The organism is Bacillus sp. N5-665 (assembly GCF_022637375.2).
Lineage (GTDB): Bacteria > Bacillota > Bacilli > Bacillales > Bacillaceae_G > Bacillus_A > Bacillus_A wiedmannii.
Genome location: NZ_CP093325.1, coordinates 594790 through 614848 on the forward strand (window position 1 = coordinate 594790; position 20059 = coordinate 614848).

Sequence of the window (20059 nt, forward strand, 5' to 3'; positions counted from 1 at the left end):
GGTAGGTGGTGAAGAAATGTTTACTCATGTTGAAAGTTTCAAATCAGCTTTTCTAGAAAAGTTAGAGACGATGTATGGTAAAAGTTTTAAAGACTCTACAGCTCGTGATCAATACAATACGCTTGGGTACATGGTACGTGAGTATATGAATAGTCAATGGATTGCAACGAACGAAAGTTATCGGTCTGGAGAGCAAAAGCAAATGTATTACTTATCCATTGAGTTTTTACTTGGGCGTTTGCTTGGAAGTAACATATTAAATTTAGGCATCAGGGATGTATGTGAGCAAGGACTTTCTGAGCTTGGGATTTCTTTGCAACAGTTAGAAGAGGTGGAAGCAGATGCAGGTCTTGGAAATGGTGGACTTGGACGATTAGCAGCCTGTTTCCTTGATTCACTTGCATCTTTAAACTTACCAGGTCATGGCTGTGGAATTCGTTACAAACACGGCTTATTTGATCAAAAAATTGTTGATGGTTATCAAGTTGAATTTCCAGAACAGTGGCTTCTTCATGAAAACGTATGGGAAGTAAGAAGGCATGATCAAGCTGTAGAAGTAAGTTATTTCGGCAATGTTGAACCGCTATACATTGACGGGCGTTTAGAGTTTAGGCATACGAATGCAGAAATGATTATGGCAGTACCATATGACGTTCCGGTAGTAGGTTATGAAACGAGTACTGTAAATACACTCAGACTTTGGAATGCTGAACCAGTTCCTTTCCCGCAAAATTGCAAAGATATTTTGAAATATAAGCGTGAAACAGAGGCGGTATCGGAGTTTTTATATCCAGATGATACGCATGATGAGGGGAAAATACTTCGTTTGAAACAACAGTATTTCCTCGTATCAGCAAGTTTGCAAAATATCGTTCGTATGCATAGAGAAAGATATGGTGACCTTCGTCAATTACATGAGAAAATTGCGATTCATATTAATGATACACATCCCGTTTTGGCGATTCCAGAACTGATGCGTATTTTATTAGATGAAGAAAAACTAGCATGGGAAGAAGCTTGGCACATAACAACGCAAACGATTTCTTATACGAATCATACGACGTTATCAGAAGCGCTTGAGAAGTGGCCAATTCACATTTTTAAACCGTTATTACCGAGAATTTATATGATTATTGAAGAGATTAATGAACGTTTCTGTCATGAACTTTGGGAACGTTATCCATATGAATGGCATCGTATTGAAGAGATGGCGATTATTGCGCATGATCTTGTGAAAATGGCTCATTTAGCAATTGTCGGTAGCCATAGCATAAATGGTGTAGCAAAAATTCATACGGAAATTTTAAAGCAACGTGAAATGCGATTGTTTTATGAGTTTTATCCAGATAAGTTTAATAATAAAACGAATGGAATCGCTCATAGACGTTGGTTAATGAAGGCGAATCCGCAGCTGACGAACCTTATTTCAGAGGCGATTGGAACAGAGTGGAAGAAAGAACCGATTAAGCTTCAAGCGCTGCAAACAGTTCAATACGATGCGAGTTTCCAAGAGAAATTTGCAGAGGTAAAACAAGAGCGTAAAGAGATTTTAGCGGAGCGTATTCATAATAAAATGGGGATTACAATTGATCCTAATTCTATTTTTGATGTGCAAGTAAAAAGACTACATGCTTACAAACGACAATTATTAAATGTCCTTCATATTTTATATTTGTATAACCGTTTGAAAGAGGATGCTAGTTTTACATTTTATCCGCGTACTTTTATCTTTGGAGCGAAAGCATCACCTGGCTATTACTATGCGAAAAAAATTATTAAATTAATCAATGAACTCGCAAGGAAAGTGAATAATGATCCGTACGTAAGCCAATATATGAAAGTTATCTTTCTAGAAAACTATCGAGTGTCTTTAGCGGAAGATATATTCCCAGCTGCGGATGTGAGTGAGCAAATTTCAACTGCGAGTAAAGAAGCATCAGGAACAGGGAATATGAAATTTATGATGAATGGTGCGATTACACTCGGAACGTTAGACGGAGCTAATGTTGAAATAAAAGACCGGGTCGGTGATGATAACTGTTTCATTTTTGGCTTAACAGCGGAAGAGGTTCTTCATTACTATCAAAATGGTGGATATCGTGCAAGTGATTATTATCACCACAATATGCATATTAAAAAAGTAGTAGATCAGTTAACGAATGGTTTCTTTGCACATTCGGGAGCTGAATTTGAAGCGATTTATGATTCTCTCGTAATTCAAAATGATGAATACTTCGTTCTGCGAGATTTTGGTCCATATGCGGAAAGGCAAGAAGCTGTTGGTAGAGCGTATGAGAACCGAACGAAGTGGTTAGAAATGTCGATTTTAAATATTGCACAGTCTGGTCATTTTGCGAGTGATCGAACGATTTTACAGTATAGTAATGAGATTTGGAGTATTGGTAATGCGGTTACACAGTATTAAGTGAAAGTCCCTTTTGAAGGGACTTTTACTCATGGAGACAAAGTGTAAAAATGAATTATACGTATAGGGATGCTAAAGTGTATTCACTTTTAAAAGAGGAATATAATCACTTAAAAAACCGAGCTTAATTTCATTAAGCTCGGTTTTCTTTTTTTGCTTAAGAAAGAAATGGGATAGCGGTATATATGATACCTGTTCCACCATATTCTCCCGTCGCAAAGTATGAAAATGTAAAGAAACCTGTAAACGTAAAAATTACAATGAGAAAAAGTGCAAAGATAAATTTTAGCATGTAAGGTCCCCTCATCCAAAAATAACTTCATATATTATTATAGTATAAGGATATAGGGTTTCCAATCATTACCTGGTTAAAAATGAGAAGTCAGACATGTTTTGTATGTTGTCATGGCATGATTATTTGTAATAGATTTTGTGTTTTTTGTAAATGTCATGTTGTGATGAACGTGTGCATATTCCCAGTCTTGGTTATTAAAATGGACATTGCGCGGAGGGAGAAGAGGAACGACATCAAATAGATTAACGAAGCGAAAGCTACTAGCTACTTGTAGTTTATAATAATTGCGAAATGCAATATCTCCGACTTTTGGAGAGGCAAATGTATAAAGACCGTACTGTGCAAAGGCAGTGTTTATACGCGCATCGAGTATATGTAGTGTGGCGAGCGCGCCGCCTAAGCTATGACCTGTTGCAAGAAGTTTTTTATGGGCTGGTAGTGATACGAGCATATCCATAATAGAATCTCGGCAAGATTCATAAATGGAAAGAAAGCCGTTATGGACATTTCCGCTGTTTAAAGCATATGGATATGCTTTTTGGTTAACGAGTGAATCGATAATCCAGTCTGTATCTGTTTGTGTCCCGCGAAAAGCTACAATAATTGTATCCTCAGATTCTAGTATGAATCCGAACCAATCTGTCATGTGAATGGTTTTTCCTTGAAAGCCTTGTACATATTGAAAACCATCCGGTATTTCGAAAATCCCATTTTGTTTATATTGTTCATACGTTAACTCACAACAAGAAGCTAACAATATGGCAGTATCTTTATCGAAGGATAAAGGAGTACGCATTAAGGAAGCCCTCCTTAAGAAAAGGTATAGTTCAATATATGCAGTGAGGGACTTGATTCATTCTTTTGGAGGGGCAAATAGTTTGTATTGCGTATATAAATTAGTGGATGAAATTATAGCGACTTATGGACGAATCATGCCAAAATAAAACAGCACCCCATAAGGGCACTGTTTACTCTTTTCCATCTAATAAACGTCCAAGTCCGCCTAAAACGCTGCCTTCACCGCTGTTTTGAGCTGCTGGGCTTGTAAGGCGTGCTGCTAAACGGCTAAGTGTTAAGGACTGAATCCAAACCGTTCCAGGACCTTCTAACGTTGCGAAGAATAAACCTTCGCCGCCAAATAGAGCTGTTTTTACTTTTCCAACGAATTGAATATCGTAGTTAACGTCTTTTGTCATGGCAACGAGACAACCTGTATCGATGCGAAGTCTTTCGCCAGGTTTTAATTCACGCTTATATACAGTTCCTCCTGCATGCATGAAAGCGAGTCCATCACCTTCAAGTTTCTGCATGATGAAACCTTCACCACCGAAGAAACCAGTTCCAATTTTTTTCGTAAACTCAATTCCGATAGAAACACCCTTTGCTGCACAAAGAAACGCGTCTTTTTGACAAACGACTTTCCCTTGATATTGTGTTAAATCAACAGGGATGATTTTTCCTGGATAAGGAGCGGCGAATGATACGTGGCGCTTGCCATGACCTGTATTTGTAAAGACAGTCATAAACATACTTTCACCTGTAACAAGACGCTTACCAGCGCCCATTAATTTACCGAATAGACCACTAGATGGACCAGAACCATCACCGAAAATGGTTTCCATTTCGATATGATCTTCCATCATCATCATTGCGCCAGCTTCTGCGATAACGCTTTCTTCTGGATCTAATTCAATTTCAACAAACTGCATATCATCGCCATATAATTTATACTCGATTTCATGTGCTTGCATTTTTTCACCTCATCATATGTAGTAATTATATTGTACAAAAATCAAAGGAATTAGAATACTGTAGATTTGTTAATTTTTGAATAAAAATAGAATGGAAATTTAAGGTTATACTAGGATTATAAAAAACGATGGTTTGAAAGTGTTCTCATTTGACGTTTTTGACATAGCATGATATAGTGAAAACACTATTGAGCTACATAATGTGGTACGGAAATAAAGCACGTTGTATTAAAGGCTGTAAGCTTGTTATACATTCATGTCCTTTATATCCACCTTTTCATGTGGATTCATAGTTTCATTTTTATTTAGGAGGTACATGACATGCAAACAGGTAAAGTTAAATGGTTTAACGGCGAAAAAGGTTTTGGCTTCATCGAAGTTGAAGGCGGAGAAGACGTATTCGTACATTTCTCAGCTATCCAAGGCGACGGCTTCAAAACTTTAGAAGAAGGTCAAGAAGTTTCTTTCGAAATCGTTGATGGAAACCGCGGACCACAAGCAGCTAACGTTACAAAAAACTAATTAGCTAGCGATAAAAAGCATTCCGAATTTCGGAATGCTTTTTTTTTATTCTTTGGAACTTGACTCATTTGAAGATAGTTCGCCTTTGAAAGTACGCTCTTCAAAGTCATCGAGCATTTGTTCATATTCTTCATGCTCCTCTGTAGCGAAAACTTGTGGGTTTTTGCCATACATATCCGTACCAATAAAGTTTTCAAAATCCTCAACGAAGCCTACATTCTCTTCACTATTTACGTACATGCCATTATAGTTTTTGGAATCTTGTCTTTCTAAATCAGATGGAGTTTCAGACGTTCCGTAATTTGCGACGTCTTGCCATGCATCTTCAGCATCGTACTCTACAGAATGATCTTCATCGTGCTTATGAAACGAAGGAGCCAACACCTCTTCTTCAACTGGTCGCGTGTTCATATCCAATTTATTTGTAGTGTGCTGTATACACGTTGTAGCAGTCGGCATTGCTTCTAATCTTTCGAACGGAATTTCCTCACCAGACACTTCGCAAATACCGTACGTACCAGCCTCAATTTTTTGCAGGGCATGTTTCGTATCTTCTAGTTGTTTATGCCAAAATTCGATGAGTCCGAAATCTTTCTCACGTTCGTACAATTCTGTAGCCATATCACTTGGATGGTTGTCATAGCTAGACAATTCTCCCACTGAATCACGTTCAGAAGCACGATCTGTATTCTCATGAGTTTGTATTGTTTGTTCAACTTCTTGCTGTTGTTTTTCTAAAATAGATTTAAATTGATTTATTTGTTGTGGAGTTAACATAGTCGTCCACCTTCCTACAATTCAGTTTCTTTACATAGTATGAGCGTTGGAGGTGGGAATTATGAGCTGAAATTGGTATATGAAAAAGGAGCCACGTCAGCAGCTCCTTTTTATCCCGCATTAACGGGCAGTTGATTAAAGTTTCACTTTATAGGAAATATCCAAGCAATAATCCGATTCCCATGAGGAGACCGAAGATTGTATTTGTTTTTGCTGTTGCAATCATCGCAGGTACCATCTCCATTGGAATACTTTTACCGATAAAGCCTTTCGTCGCTTTCAATGCTTTCGGTGCACTTAAAAATACGATAAGCATCCATGGTGATACGATGTTCACGATAATTAGAGCGATTGTCCAAATATAAGAAACGATGAACATAGAAGCGAGTACACCAACGGCTCTTTCACGTCCGACGAGAATTGCTAACGTTTTACGACCGTTTTCTTTATCGCCATCTAAGTCACGAATGTTATTAGCTAATAATATGGCACCAATTAAAATGGAGCTTGGAATAGATAATAAAATGACTTCTGATGTTACCGTTCCAGTTTGAATAAAGAATGAAATCCCAATAATAATGACACCCATAAATAATCCGGCTGTTAACTCTCCAAATGGTGTATAGGCAATTGGAAGTGGGCCACCTGTATAAAGGTAGGCAACGGCCATACAAACAAGACCGATTGCAGCAAGCCACCAGCTAGAATTCATACAAATATACACACCTAATAGTATTGCGATCCCGAAAAATCCAAATGCTAAGTTAAGCACTGTTTTCGGCTGAATGCCATCGCGAACGATAGCGCCGCCGATACCAACTGACCCTTCGTGATCGAGTCCTCTTTTATAATCAAAGTATTCATTAAACATGTTTGTTGCTGCTTGAATGAGAAGACAAGCGAGAAGCATCATAAGGAAAAGAGGGAGATGTATTTGATTTATACCTCCGACCTGCATCGCATAGGCTGTTCCGATGAAAACAGGAACGAAAGCTGCTGTTAATGTATGGGGACGTAGTAAACTCCACCAAATGCGCCAGCCGGTTTGCTTACTTGGCTTTGGCGCCGTAGGAGAGGAATTCGTTTCGACGTTCATTTCCATGTTGAATCCTCCTTTGGTCACATATTGTACACAACTAAGTGTAGAAAAAGCATCATTTAGTGTCAACGTTTATTTTCTAGGAAGAGAAGGTGAATTTCTCAGAAATGCTAAACGTTGACAGGCCTTTCGTTTGAGGTGTATCTTAAAATCAAGCGTAATTATGACTATTTTTCGCCCATAGGGGGGAGACAATTGTGATTCAAACGAAACAAATAGGCTTGCAAGAAGTTCTTAGTGCAGCCATTAAGCGTGCAACTGATGAAAAAATATTGGTTAGCTTCGTAAAACAAATAGACTGGATAGATCCGCTTCTGTTTTATGCAGCAGGAAAAAGGATCTCATTCGAAAATAGATGTTATTTTGCAGACCCAGCTCAGCATGTAATATTTGCTGGAATTGGCTCTGTTTTCACTATAGCAACTTCTTCTCACAAACGCTTTCAAACGGCTCGTGACGAGTGGGATAAAGTAAAAGAGAAAGCATTTGTACAAAGAGGAAGATACGAATTTGGAACAGGTCCTCTTTTATTTGGTGGATTTTCATTTGACCAAGAAAAAGAGAAAACCGACTTATGGAAAGAATTTGATGATACGACATTTTCACTACCAGCATTTTTATTAACTGTAAAAAATGAAAAAGCATGGTTAACAATGAATACATTCGTTTCAGCAACTGATTGTGCAGAAACTCTTTATAACGAAATTGTTTCTTTAGAAGAGAAAATTTTTGGGGAGAGTAAATGTGCACTAGAAGGATCGAAATTAACAGTTACTTCTAAAGTAGAAGTAGATCCGAAAGGCTGGATGAAGGCCATTGAGACAGTGCAAGATGAGATGAAGCAGGGGAACGTGCAGAAGGTTGTATTAGCGAGGGAGCTAAAAGTAGAAATGGATCATCATATTGATTCTGCTCTTGTTTTAGAAGCGCTTCGCATTGGGCAACCGGATTGTTACGTATTTTCTTTTGATTATAAAGGAGCATGCTTCTTAGGAGCGACGCCAGAGAGATTAATTCGCAAAGAAGATGAGGGGTTTACTTCGATGTGTCTTGCTGGTTCAACTGGTCATGGTCAATCTATAGAAGAAAGTAAACGAAATAGTAATGCGCTTCTTCATGATGAAAAGAATTTAGCTGAACACGGTTATGTTGTGAACATGATTCGAGGAGTACTCAATGAGCACTGCGAATCCGTTAATATTCCGGAAAGTCCGGGTTTATTAACAACGAAAAACTTAATTCATTTATATACGCCTGTAGAGGCAAAAGGCGATGCGAGTCTTTTAACAATGGTAGAAGAATTACACCCAACACCAGCTCTTGGCGGGACACCTCGTTTGGAAGCGATGAAACTGATTCGTGATGTTGAATTGTTAGACAGAGGGTTATATGGTGCACCGATTGGCTGGATAGATGATGAAGGAAATGGTGAATTTGCGGTTGCACTTCGCTGCGGATTATTAAATGGCGCGAAAGCATCCTTATTTGCCGGGTGCGGGATTGTAATTGATTCAGTACCGCAACTTGAATATGAAGAAACAAGCTTGAAGTTTAGACCGATGCTTGGTGCTTTGGAGGAATTAATGAAATGAACAATCATATAGAAGCATTATCATATTATTTAGGCGCGTTCGTGGATGAACTGACGCGTCTAAATGTATGTGATGTTGTCATTAGTCCAGGCTCACGGTCAACACCGATTGCTCTACTAATGGAACAACATGAAGGAATGAACACATATTTACATGTAGATGAAAGATCAGCAGGATTTTTTGCGCTCGGCATTGCAAAAGCGAAAAAACGTCCTGTTGCATTATTATGTACGTCAGGAACGGCAGCAGCGAACTACTATCCAGCTGTATGTGAAGCTTTTCATTCACGAGTGCCGCTTATCGTCTTAACGGCAGATAGACCGCATGAATTAAGAGATGTTGGTGCACCACAAGCGATGAATCAATTCAATTTATACGGTACATTTGTGAAGCAATTTACAGAGATGGCACTTCCAGAAGCGAGTGAAGCGATGTATCATTATGCTCGCATGACGACGCAGCGCACGATAGCAAGCGCACTTCTAGCGCCGCAAGGACCTGTTCATCTTAATTTTCCAGTTCGCGAGCCGCTTATCCCAGATTTCTCATTAGAAAGTTTATGGGATCAAGGACGCGGGGAATATACAGGAGTAGTTCAGCAAGGGAACGTGATGATGCCGAGTGAATATGTAGATTCTCTTGTAGGGCGCCTTTCACATATGGAAAAGGGGCTTATTATTTGTGGAGATGATAGTCATTCAGAAATCGCAGCGTTTGCGGCAGAACTAGCTGAAAAAACGGGATATCCAATATTAGCGGATCCACTTTCTAACATTCGTAGCGGACATCACGATAAAACGATGGTAATTGACTGTTACGATACATTTTTACGAAATGAATTGTTAAAAGAAACGTGGAAGCCAGAAGTTATGATTCGCTTTGGTGGTATGCCTGTTTCTAAAGCATTAACGCAGTTCATTAAAAAACAGACGAAAGCTGTTCATATCGTTGTTGAAGAATCTGGCCAATGGAGAGACCCAGCTCTCGTTGCGACAGAAGTTGTACAGGCAAGTGATATTGCATTTTGCAGGGCACTAATAGAAAAAATACCAGCTATGAAACAGAATGATTGGTTCGGAATGTGGCAACATATAAACGAAAAAACGAAGGAAACGCTTCGTGAAATGGAAACATATGAAACTGCATTTGAAGGGAAAGTTATTACGGATATCGTCCGCGTACTACCAGAAGGGGCAACATTATTTGCGAGTAATAGTATGCCAATTCGTGATACAGATTCATTCTTCTTCACATCGGATAAAAATATTCAAGTGATGGCAAACCGTGGTGTAAACGGGATTGATGGAATCATTTCGACAGCTTTAGGAGCGAGCATTATTTGCGATCCGCTCGTATTAGTTATTGGTGATTTATCATTTTATCACGATTTAAACGGATTATTAGCCGCAAAATTACATGAATTAAATATAACGATTGTCGTTGTAAACAATGATGGTGGCGGTATTTTCTCATTCTTACCACAATATGAGAAAAAGGAACATTTCGAATCATTATTTGGAACGCCAATTGGACTTGATTACGAGCATATTGTCAAAATGTACGGCGGTTCATTTAGTCGTGTAAATGGTTGGGAGCAATTTCGAGAAGAGGTACAAAAGGGAACGACGACGGAAGGTTTACACGTTGTAGAAATTTGTACGAACCGTGATGAAAACTTAATATTGCACCGTAAATTGTGGGCGAAAACGCAGGACGTAATTACTGCATCGTTGCAAGGTGAATCAAAATGAACGTAACGCTGCAAGGTGTATCGTATGAATATGAAGTAGTCGGAAGCGGGCAACCACTTCTACTTCTTCATGGTTTTACGGGAAGCATGGAAACGTGGCGTTCCTTCGTTCCTTCTTGGAGCGAGCAGTTTCAAGTCATTTTAGTAGACATTGTGGGGCACGGAAAAACGGAAAGTCCTGAAGATGTGACTCATTATGATATTCGAAATGCGGCGCTACAAATGAAAGAACTACTAGATTATCTTCATATTGAAAAAGCACACATACTTGGCTATTCAATGGGCGGTAGACTGGCGATTACGATGGCGTGCCTATATCCAGAGTATGTACATTCTCTTTTATTAGAAAATTGTACAGCTGGGCTTGAAAGTGAAGAGGCTAGAAAAGAACGCTGTGAAAAAGATGAGCGACTTGCCAATAAAATTGAGCGAGAAGGCATCAATAGTTTTGTAACGATGTGGGAAAATATTCCGCTGTTTGAAACGCAAAAATGTTTAGCACAAAACGTACAAGAAGCAGTGCGAAAAGAACGACTTGCTAACAATCCAAAAGGACTTGCAAATAGCTTGCGCGGCATGGGAACAGGGGCTCAGCCTTCATGGTGGAACGAGCTGCAAAATTTAAAAATACCTGTTCTTTTAATGAACGGGGAGTATGATGAAAAGTTCTTTCGCATATTAAAAAACATCGGAAAATGCGTATCTGACGCGAAATTTGTCAAAATTGATGGTGCTGGCCATGCAATTCATGTGGAACAACCGGAAAAGTTTGATACAATAGTAAAGGGATTTCTAAAAACTATGCAGTGATGCTTTTTCATCTAAGAAGGAAGCTACACTTATAGAGGAGATCAAAAATATACAAGGAGGTAGTTGTAATGGCTATTGAATGGGTAAAAGAAGGCAATTACGAAGATATTATTTATTCAACATACAATGGTATCGCAAAGATTTCGATTAACCGTCCTGAAGTACATAACGCATTCCGTCCTAAAACGGTAATGGAGTTAATCAACGCTTTTGCACACGCTCGTGATGATGCAAATGTTGGCGTTATCATTTTAACAGGTGAAGGTGGACGTGCATTCTGTTCTGGCGGCGACCAAAAAGTTCGCGGTCATGGTGGATATGTAGGTGACGACCAAATCCCTCGTTTAAATGTATTAGATTTACAACGTCTAATTCGCGCAATTCCTAAACCAGTTATCGCAATGGTAGCAGGTTATGCAATCGGTGGTGGACACGTACTTCATATCGTATGTGACTTAACAATCGCTGCAGACAACGCTGTATTCGGACAAACAGGTCCTAAAGTAGGAAGCTTTGACGGTGGATACGGAGCTGGTTACTTAGCTCGTATGGTAGGCCACAAGAAAGCTCGCGAAATTTGGTACCTATGCCGTCAATACAGCGCACAAGAAGCGCTTGATATGGGCTTAGTAAACACAGTAGTACCATTAGAAGAGCTTGAAGCAGAAACAGTACAATGGGCACAAGAAATCTTAGCAAACAGCCCAATGGCACTTCGTTTCCTAAAAGCTGCATTCAACGCAGACACAGACGGTCTAGCTGGTATTCAACAACTAGCTGGAGATGCAACGTTATTGTACTACACAACTGACGAAGCAAAAGAAGGTCGCGACGCGTTTAAAGAAAAACGCAGTCCGGACTTCGGTCAATTCCCTCGTTTCCCGTGATCAAACCAAAAGCGGAGCCGACTGTTTAGCCTCGTAGGCTAAGGTTCTTTCGCACAGAAAGTGTTTTTTACTTTCTCGTGCGGAAGGTTCTTAGACGGAAAGGGCTAGGAGGCGCAGCTAGATGAGATCAAACCGGAAACAAAACAACTAAGAGACTTGATGTCATATCAAGTCTCTTTCTTTCATGAAAGGAGAATGAATGATGACGACGATGCCGAATTGGTTAAAGCAACGTGCATTTTTAACACCAGATCGCACTGCAATTGAAATAGAGGAAGAGAAAGTTACTTTTATGCAGCTGCATGAAAAAGTAGTATCTTTTTGTGAACACCTCACGCATGTAGGAGTGAAGCGTGGGCAAAAGGTGGCTGTTCTGATGAAAAATGGTATGGAGATGATTACAGTTATTCACGCCCTATCTTACGTAGGTGCAGTAGCTGTGCTTTTAAATACGCGTCTTTCAAGAGAAGAGCTACTTTGGCAAATGGATGATGCTGAAGTTGTATGCTTAGTGACGGATCAAGATTTCGAGGCTAAAGATGTTTCTGTATATTCGTTCGCCGAAGTGATGAATGGGCCAAAGGCGGAAGCATTTATACAAGAAGAATTCTCCTTAGAAGAAGCGATGACAATTATTTATACGTCTGGGACGACAGGGAAACCGAAAGGCGTTATTTTAACGTACGGCAATCATTGGGCGAGCGCAGTTGGTTCTTCGTTTAATTTAGGACTTCGTGATGATGATTGCTGGTTAGCTTGTATGCCAATGTTCCACGTTGGCGGGTTATCTCTTCTAATGAAAAATATTATGTACGGCATGCGCATTTTACTCGTTCCGAAATACGATGCTGATTTTATTCATAAATCACTTCAAACGAGAGGTGTTACGATTATTTCTGTCGTTTCAAAAATGTTAACTGATTTATTAGAGAGACTTGGAGAAGAGACATATCCATCTTCTTTACGATGCATGTTACTTGGCGGAGGACCAGCGCCGAAACCGTTACTCGAAACATGTGTAGAAAAAGGAATTCCTGTGTATCAAACGTACGGTATGACAGAAACGTCGTCGCAAATTTGTACGTTATCCGCAGATTACATGTTAACGAAAGTAGGATCAGCCGGGAAACCACTATTTCAGTGCCAACTTCGTATTGAAAAAGATGGCGTAGTAGTGCCGCCATTTGCGGAAGGCGAGATCGTAGTAAAAGGACCAAACGTAACAGGCGGTTATTTTAACCGTGAAGATGCGACGCGCGAAACGATTCAAAACGGCTGGCTTCATACTGGTGACCTCGGTTATTTAGACGAAGAAGGATTTTTATACGTACTAGATCGCCGCAGTGATTTAATTATTTCTGGCGGAGAGAATATATATCCGGCTCAAATTGAAGAAGTGTTACTCTCTCATCCGATGGTAGCAGAAGCTGGTGTTGTTGGTATGGCTGACGATAAATGGGGACAAGTACCTGCTGCTTTTGTTGTAAAAAGTGGGGAGGTAACAGAAGAAGAAATTCTGCATTTTTGCGAGGAGAAATTAGCGAAATATAAAGTGCCGAAGAAAGCATGTTTCTTAGAGGAATTACCACGAAATGCTTCGAAAAAATTGTTAAGACGAGAGTTAAGACAATTAGTGGGGGAGATGTAAGTGGAAATAAAAAAAGCGACACTTCATATAACGGAAATGCCACTCGTCATTCCGTTTGCTGCAAGCTACGGAACTTATGAAAAGCGTGAAAGTATCGTCATTGAATTAGAAGATACGGACGGATACATTGGGTTTGGCGAAGTCGTTGCGTTCTCTGAACCGTGGTATACGGAAGAAACGGTGAAGACAGCGCTACATGTACTTCAAGATTTTTTAATACCGGATTTATTGAAAGCTGAAATTTCTCATCCGAATGAAATACCAGATTTGTTCAAGCATATAAAGAGAAACAGAATGGCAAAGGCCGGAATTGAAGGGGCTGTTTGGGGCTTATATGCAAAGCGTCAAAAGAAGTCATTAGCGACATTACTTGGCGGAACTAGGACTGAAATTGAAGTAGGCGTTGTGATTGGTATCAATACAATTCCGGTTATGTTAAAACAAATCGAGAAGTATGCAGAAGAAGGATATGAGCGTTTTAAAGTGAAAATAAAGCCAGAGCATGATTACGAGTTATTGAAAGAAATTCGTAAAGAGTTTCCAAGCATCCCGTTAATGGCTGATGCGAATTCAGCGTATACATTAGCGGATACGGAGAAGTTGAAGCGATTAGATGATTTTCAATTGATGATGATTGAACAACCGCTAGCGGACTACGATTTTCTTGATCATGCAGAGCTGCAAAAGAAAATAGAAACGCCAATTTGTTTAGACGAAAGCATCCATAGTTTAGAAGACACGCGCGTTGCGATTACGCTTGGTAGTTGCCGCATCGTTAATATTAAACCAGGGCGAGTGGGTGGATTAACAGAATCCATTCAAATTCATGATTACTGCATGGAGCATACCATACCAGTTTGGTGCGGTGGTATGGTAGAGATGGGGATTTCACGAGCACAAAATGTTGCGCTTGCTTCATTGCCGAATTTTACGATTCCAGGAGATATATCTGCTTCTAGTCGACATTGGGAGAAGGATATTATTTCGCCGGAAGTGATGCTTGAGGGCGGAAAGGTGATTGTACCGCAAAGTGTTGACACTGAGTATGAAGTAAATCGAGAAAGGCTGGCGCAAATCACGAAGCAGCGGATAGTTTTGGAGCGGTGAATTTAATCAGGATGCCCGCAAATAACGGTAGGATTTTGTTGTTAATTGTCGGTAAGTCGATATATTTCAATAATCGCTGCTATAATTTTATTTATTAAGGTTACTCCCGCGAGTAACCTTTTCGTATTGTACAAATTGGATAGACTAGTTTACAATCGATCGTATAAAAAGGGAACGAGAAACAGGGGGAGTAAAATGAAGAACATTTCAATTTTAATAGCGGATGATGAGGCAGAAATTGCTGATTTAATTGAGATACATTTAGAAAAAGAAGGTTACCACGTCGTGAAGGCAGCTGATGGAGAAGAGGCAATTCATGTTATTAAAACGCAGCCAATCGACTTAGTAGTTTTAGATATTATGATGCCAAAAATGGATGGTTATGAAGTGACGCGCCAAATTCGCGCGAAGCATCATATGCCAATCATTTTCTTAAGTGCGAAAACGTCTGATTTTGATAAGGTGACAGGTTTAGTATTAGGTGCAGATGATTATATGACGAAACCTTTTACACCGATTGAATTAGTTGCACGTGTAAATGCACAATTACGCCGATTTCTTACGTTAAATCAGCCGAAAGTAGCGGAGAATAAATCTGCTTTAGAGGTAGGCGGAGTTGTTATTGATCCTGAGCGAAGAACAGTAAATGTGTACGGAGAACAAGTTGAATTAACACCGAAAGAGTTTGATATTTTATATTTATTAGCGAGCCATCCGAAGAAAGTGTACAATGTGGAAAATATTTTTCAGCAAGTATGGGCTGAAGGTTATTATGAAAGTGGAAATACAGTTATGGTACATATTCGTACACTACGGAAAAAACTTGGAGAAGATAAAAGAAAGAATAAGTTAATAAAAACAGTGTGGGGAGTAGGGTATACTTTCAATGGCTAAAAAGATGAGAAGCTTTCGCTCGAAGATGGTTATGCTATTTGCGTTAAGTATGATATTAGCTGGTGGGGTAACGTATATCATTTATGAAGGCTTACGGATCTACTATAAATTAGTCGTTCGTTTTGAAGATCCATTAGCCCAATTCCGTTCAATGGTAAGACAAATTGGGGATGTTAATTTCTTTTTAATTATTTTTATCCCTCTGTCTATTATGTTTTTCTTCTTCCTTACTAGGCCTTATGTAAAATATTTTGATGAGATTTCAAACGGGATTCACCATTTGGCGAACGGAGATTTTACAAATGAAGTGCACGTTTCATCAAATGATGAGTTTGGATATATCGCACGTGAAATAAATGTAGCGAGTGAAAAATTAAAGGAAGCAGTGGAACGAGGAGACTTTGCGGAAAGTAGTAAAGACCAGCTTATTGTTAACTTAGCTCACGATTTAAGAACGCCGTTAACATCTGTTTTAGGTTATTTAGATTTAATTCTTAAAGATGAGAATTTGACGAAAGAACAAATTAAACATTTTTCCACAATCGCTTTTACGAAATCCGAAAGGCTGGAAAGTTTAATTGATGAATTATTTGAAATTACGAGAATGAATTATGGGATGTTGCAGCTGGACAAAAGACCAATTGATATAAGTGAATTGCTTATACAGCTAGAGGAAGAATTGTATCCGTTATTAGAGAAAAAGGGTTTAGAAGCGAGATTGAACATGGATTCTTATTTACCTATTAGCGGTGATGGAAAATTATTAGCGAGGGTATTTGAAAATCTTTTAACGAACGCGATTCGTTACGGGTATGATGGAAAGTTTGTCGATGTGAACGCATATATTGAGAGTGAAGAGGTAGTCGTACAAATTATTAATTACGGAGATAGCATTCCGGAAGAAGATTTACCGTATCTTTTTGATATGTTTTATACAGGTGATAAAGCAAGGTCAGAGCAACAAGGTAGTACAGGCCTTGGTTTATTTATCGCGAAAAATATTGTTGAACAGCATGATGGGAAGATTTCTGCTGAAAGTAATGTAATTAGAACGATATTTGAAGTAAGATTACCAAAAGAAGAAAGCTAAGCAATTTAATAAAAATTTAAACTTTACCCCACTTTTTATTTTAATAGTTTTTTCTATTCTATACGTAAGTCACGTTAAGGAGGAACTAGAAATGAAAAAGTGGGTATTTATTTCTCTTTTTATATTATGTACAGTCTGTGTAGGCTTTTATATATCACCGTTATTTCAAAAGGAGATCGATGTTAAAATTGCGGGAAAAGATAATAAGGTAAAATCGGCGAATATTGAAAAGGTAGAGGTTACAAAAGAACAAGTTTATAAAGGTAATCTATTATTAGTTAATAAAGATTACCCCGTTAAAAAAGATAGTATTAGATCCGATATTATAAATGTAAATCACAATAGTGAATTAGTAAGAGGCTATGTGATATTTGATAGAAATCTTCGTTTATCAAAGGATGTTGTGAGCAAGTTTTTGAACGTTGTCGATGCAGCTGGGAAAGATGGCGTACAGCATTTTTTAATGAATAGCGGATATCGAGATTTTAATGAGCAAGAAAAGTTATATGAAAAAATGGGCTCTGATTATGCACTTCCAGCAGGATATAGTGAACATAATTTAGGATTATCACTGGATGTTGGATCTACGCAAAAGAAAATGGAGAAAGCGCCTGAAGGAAAATGGATTGAAGAGAACGTATGGAAACACGGATTTGTTTTACGTTATCCGAAAAATAAAAGTCATATTACAGGCATTCAATATGAGCCGTGGCATATACGTTACGTCGGCTTACCTCATAGTGCTATTATGCAAAAAGAGAAAATTACATTAGAGGAATACTTAGACTTCTTAAAAGAGAAAAAAGAAATTTCAACGAATGTAGAAGGTAAGAAATATACGGTTTCTTATTATAAAGTTTCCGGGGACATGAAAGTGAATGTTCCGGTAAATAAGCAGTATGAAATTTCGGGGAACAATGTGGACGGGGTTATTGTGACGGTTCAGGAATAGATAAAGAGGTTGTTCCGTTTTGGAGCAGCCTTTTCTTATATAAGAAAGGGATTGGCGTTTTTTGTCGGTAAATCGATACTCCTTGTCGAATCGTTGATATAATTTCCTGTACTATCAGAATTTTGAGGAGTATCTCTTATTTTACTTTTAAACATTATAACGTTATATTTACTTCTTCTTTTTTTTGTGTTACGCTAAACGTGTGAAAGAGACGTAAAAAATGAAACTTTAATGTAAGCGTATTCTTATGGCTTCTTATAGAAAAGGGTGGAAATACAATGACAGAACGATTCGTACTACGTAATGTGAAACGTGTGAACGGGGAAGAGATTGACATTGTAATTGAAAATAATAAAATCGCACAGGTGACGAAAGCTGGTGCTGGTGAAGGTGGAACGGTTCTTGATTACTCTGGTACTTACGTATCGAGTGGCTGGATTGATTTACACGTTCATGCTTTTCCAGAGTTTGATCCGTATGGCGATGAGGTAGATAAAATTGGCGTTAAGCAAGGGGTAACGACAATTGTTGATGCGGGTAGCTGCGGAGCTGATCGTATTGCAGATTTAGTACAAAGTAGAGAGCAGGCGAAAACGAATTTATTTACCTTTTTAAATATTTCTCGCATCGGTTTGAAACGAATTGATGAATTATCCAATATGGAATGGATAGATAAAGAGAAAGTAATAGAAGCAGTAGAAAAGTATAAAGATGTAATCGTTGGGTTAAAGGCGAGAATGAGTAAAAGTGTCGTTTGTGATAGCGGAATTGAACCGCTTCATGTTGCACGCTCTTTATCTCGTGAAACATCATTACCGATTATGGTACATATCGGTTCAGCGCCTCCTCGCATTGAGGAAGTTGTACCTCTTTTAGAAAAAGATGATGTGATTACACATTACTTAAACGGGAAAGAAAATAATTTATTTGATGAAGAAGGCAAACCGCTACCTGTATTAATAGATGCAGTGAAGCGCGGTGTTCATTTAGATGTTGGTCACGGTAATGCTAGTTTTTCTTTTAAAGTAGCAGAAGCGGCGAAGCGTCACGGTATTGCCTTTAATACAATTAGTACAGACATTTACCGGAAGAATCGTATACACGGTCCAGTGTATAGTATGGCTCACGTTCTTTCGAAATTCCTTTACTTAGGGTATCCGCTAGAAGAAGTAATTGATGCGGTGACGAAACATGCGGCAGAGTGGCTGAAGAAACCAGAGCTTGGCCGTATTCAAGAAGGCGATATTGCAAACTTAACTTTATTTACGGTGAAAGATGAACCGATTACGTTAATTGATTCAGAAGGGGATCAGCGCATTGCTGAAAGAAGAATTGATACGAAAGGGGTTGTAATCAATGGGTCATTCATTGAATGCTAAGTATGGATTAAAAAGAGTAATTAATGCGAGCGGTAGAATGAGTATTTTAGGTGTATCCGCTCCTACAAATACAGTTATGGATGCGATGAAACATGGTGGACAAAATTATGTGGAAATTGCAGATTTAGTAGATAAAGCAGGAGATCATATTGCGAGAATTCTAGATTCAGAGGCAGCAGTCGTTGTGAATTCAGCATCGAGCGGAATTGCGCTTTCTATCGCTGGTATCGTTACAGAAGGAAATCGCCGTAAAAGTGAAAGACTTCATCAAGAGGTCATCGCGAAAAACGAAGTGATTATGTTAAAAGGTCATAACGTTCAATATGGTGCTCCTGTTGAAACGATGATTTATTTAGGCGGCGGTAAGCTTGTTGAAGTGGGTTACGCAAATGAAGGGAAAGCAGAGCATATTGAAGATGCGATTGGTGAAAATACAGCAGCAATTCTATATGTGAAATCCCATCATGCCGTGCAAAAAAATATGATTTCTGTTGAAGAAGCATGGGAAGTTGCGCAGCGAAATAACGTACCACTTATCGTCGATGCGGCAGCTGAAGAGGATATTCAAAAGTATGTAAAGTATTCAGACCTTGCCATTTATAGCGGTTCAAAGGCAATTGAAGGACCTACTTCTGGTATTGTCGGCGGTAAACGAAAATATATCGAGTGGCTGAAAGTACAATTACATTGCAGTGGTAGAAGTATGAAAGTTGGGAAAGAAACAACTTTCGGCTTACTTCAAGCGCTTGATGAGTACGGAGTAAAAGAAGATAAGAGTGAGCAAGAAAAAGAGTTATTACAAGTACTTATGCCGCTAAAAGAATTAAATGGTGTAAATGTAACGATCGTTCAAGATGAAGCAGGAAGAGCAATCTTTAGAGCGCGTATTCATATTAACGAGAAAGAGTTAAATAAATCAGCAAAAGACGTTGTAACAGCATTACGCGAAGGGGAAATCGCAATTTACACACGTGATTATGGAGTAAGACAAGGATTCTTTGACATTGACCCACGTCCACTTCAAGGTGATGACATACATGTAATTGAAGAAAAAATGAGAGAAATCGTAGGGGGAAACTAA

General features: G+C 38.8%; 18 protein-coding genes. 13 read left to right on the forward strand and 5 right to left on the reverse strand.

All coding sequences use genetic code 11. The features are described 5' to 3' along the window. Positions 1-16 precede the first annotated feature (16 nt). Positions 17-2425: a glycogen phosphorylase gene (gene glgP / locus MNO09_RS05365; protein WP_000494061.1), complete on the forward strand. Its 2409-nt coding sequence runs from the start codon at positions 17-19 to the stop codon at positions 2423-2425. Between the two features lie 157 nt (positions 2426-2582). On the opposite strand, the gene MNO09_RS05370 is transcribed toward glgP, so the two are convergent. The 3 genes from MNO09_RS05370 to MNO09_RS05380 form a co-directional block, all read right to left on the reverse strand. Then, positions 2583-2717 carry a hypothetical protein gene (locus MNO09_RS05370; protein ID WP_000911073.1) on the reverse strand — a complete coding sequence of 45 codons (135 nt, stop codon included), beginning with the start codon at positions 2715-2717 and terminating at the stop codon, positions 2583-2585. Between the two features lie 76 nt (positions 2718-2793). Continuing rightward, positions 2794-3516 carry a lipase family protein gene (locus tag MNO09_RS05375; RefSeq protein ID WP_001260114.1) on the reverse strand — a complete coding sequence of 241 codons (723 nt, stop codon included), beginning with the start codon at positions 3514-3516 and terminating at the stop codon, positions 2794-2796. A gap of 172 nt (positions 3517-3688) precedes the next feature. Continuing rightward, positions 3689-4471 (reverse strand): TIGR00266 family protein, encoded by a 783-nt coding sequence (locus MNO09_RS05380; RefSeq protein WP_001147831.1) that lies wholly within the window; start codon positions 4469-4471, stop codon positions 3689-3691. Between the two features lie 321 nt (positions 4472-4792). On the opposite strand from MNO09_RS05380, the gene cspD reads away from it, so the two are divergent. After that, positions 4793-4993: a cold-shock protein CspD gene (gene cspD / locus MNO09_RS05385; protein WP_001193051.1), complete on the forward strand. Its 201-nt coding sequence runs from the start codon at positions 4793-4795 to the stop codon at positions 4991-4993. 45 nt (positions 4994-5038) lie between these two features. Here cspD and MNO09_RS05390 read toward each other — a convergent pair whose 3' ends face one another. Together MNO09_RS05390 and MNO09_RS05395 are read right to left on the reverse strand one after the other, a co-directional pair. After that, positions 5039-5770, reverse strand: a complete 732-nt coding sequence (locus MNO09_RS05390) for a yteA family sporulation protein (protein WP_241950100.1) — start codon at positions 5768-5770, stop codon at positions 5039-5041. Between the two features lie 148 nt (positions 5771-5918). Beyond that, entirely contained in the window at positions 5919-6872 is a 954-nt protein-coding gene (locus MNO09_RS05395; RefSeq protein WP_000425755.1) for a 1,4-dihydroxy-2-naphthoate polyprenyltransferase, read from the reverse strand. 194 nt (positions 6873-7066) lie between these two features. On the opposite strand from MNO09_RS05395, the gene MNO09_RS05400 reads away from it, so the two are divergent. The 11 genes from MNO09_RS05400 to MNO09_RS05450 all read left to right on the forward strand — a co-directional run bounded on the left by MNO09_RS05400 (position 7067) and on the right by MNO09_RS05450 (position 20059). Then, positions 7067-8461, forward strand: coding sequence for an isochorismate synthase (locus tag MNO09_RS05400; protein WP_088107417.1), 1395 nt, complete (start codon positions 7067-7069; stop codon positions 8459-8461). Beyond that, on the forward strand, positions 8458-10212 hold the full coding sequence (gene menD, locus MNO09_RS05405) for a 2-succinyl-5-enolpyruvyl-6-hydroxy-3-cyclohexene-1-carboxylic-acid synthase (protein ID WP_001059226.1): 1755 nt from the start codon (positions 8458-8460) through the stop codon (positions 10210-10212). The genes MNO09_RS05400 and menD overlap by 4 nt, the downstream gene beginning before the upstream one ends. Next, entirely contained in the window at positions 10209-11021 is an 813-nt protein-coding gene (gene menH / locus MNO09_RS05410) for a 2-succinyl-6-hydroxy-2,4-cyclohexadiene-1-carboxylate synthase (RefSeq protein ID WP_001103382.1), read from the forward strand. Before menD ends, menH begins: the two co-directional genes overlap by 4 nt. Positions 11022-11089: 68 nt before the next feature. Next, complete coding sequence (menB, locus tag MNO09_RS05415) at positions 11090-11908, forward strand: 1,4-dihydroxy-2-naphthoyl-CoA synthase (protein ID WP_000963888.1); 819 nt, start codon at positions 11090-11092, stop codon at positions 11906-11908. Positions 11909-12110: 202 nt separating this feature from the next. Beyond that, positions 12111-13556 (forward strand): o-succinylbenzoate--CoA ligase, encoded by a 1446-nt coding sequence (locus MNO09_RS05420; protein WP_000210386.1) that lies wholly within the window; start codon positions 12111-12113, stop codon positions 13554-13556. Continuing rightward, positions 13557-14663, forward strand: coding sequence for an o-succinylbenzoate synthase (gene menC / locus MNO09_RS05425; RefSeq protein ID WP_070169186.1), 1107 nt, complete (start codon positions 13557-13559; stop codon positions 14661-14663). It abuts the gene before it with no gap. 195 nt (positions 14664-14858) lie between these two features. After that, positions 14859-15557, forward strand: a complete 699-nt coding sequence (locus MNO09_RS05430; RefSeq protein WP_000790344.1) for a response regulator transcription factor — start codon at positions 14859-14861, stop codon at positions 15555-15557. Continuing rightward, positions 15550-16647, forward strand: a complete 1098-nt coding sequence (locus tag MNO09_RS05435) for a HAMP domain-containing sensor histidine kinase (protein WP_001085282.1) — start codon at positions 15550-15552, stop codon at positions 16645-16647. Before MNO09_RS05430 ends, MNO09_RS05435 begins: the two co-directional genes overlap by 8 nt. Positions 16648-16738: 91 nt before the next feature. Beyond that, a complete protein-coding gene (locus MNO09_RS05440) occupies positions 16739-17599 on the forward strand; it encodes a D-Ala-D-Ala carboxypeptidase VanY (protein ID WP_000759418.1) in 861 nt (286 codons plus the stop codon). Between the two features lie 278 nt (positions 17600-17877). After that, positions 17878-18978, forward strand: a complete 1101-nt coding sequence (locus MNO09_RS05445; RefSeq protein WP_070169185.1) for an amidohydrolase/deacetylase family metallohydrolase — start codon at positions 17878-17880, stop codon at positions 18976-18978. Further along, on the forward strand, positions 18956-20059 hold the full coding sequence (locus MNO09_RS05450; RefSeq protein WP_000510127.1) for a DgaE family pyridoxal phosphate-dependent ammonia lyase: 1104 nt from the start codon (positions 18956-18958) through the stop codon (positions 20057-20059). The genes MNO09_RS05445 and MNO09_RS05450 overlap by 23 nt, the downstream gene beginning before the upstream one ends.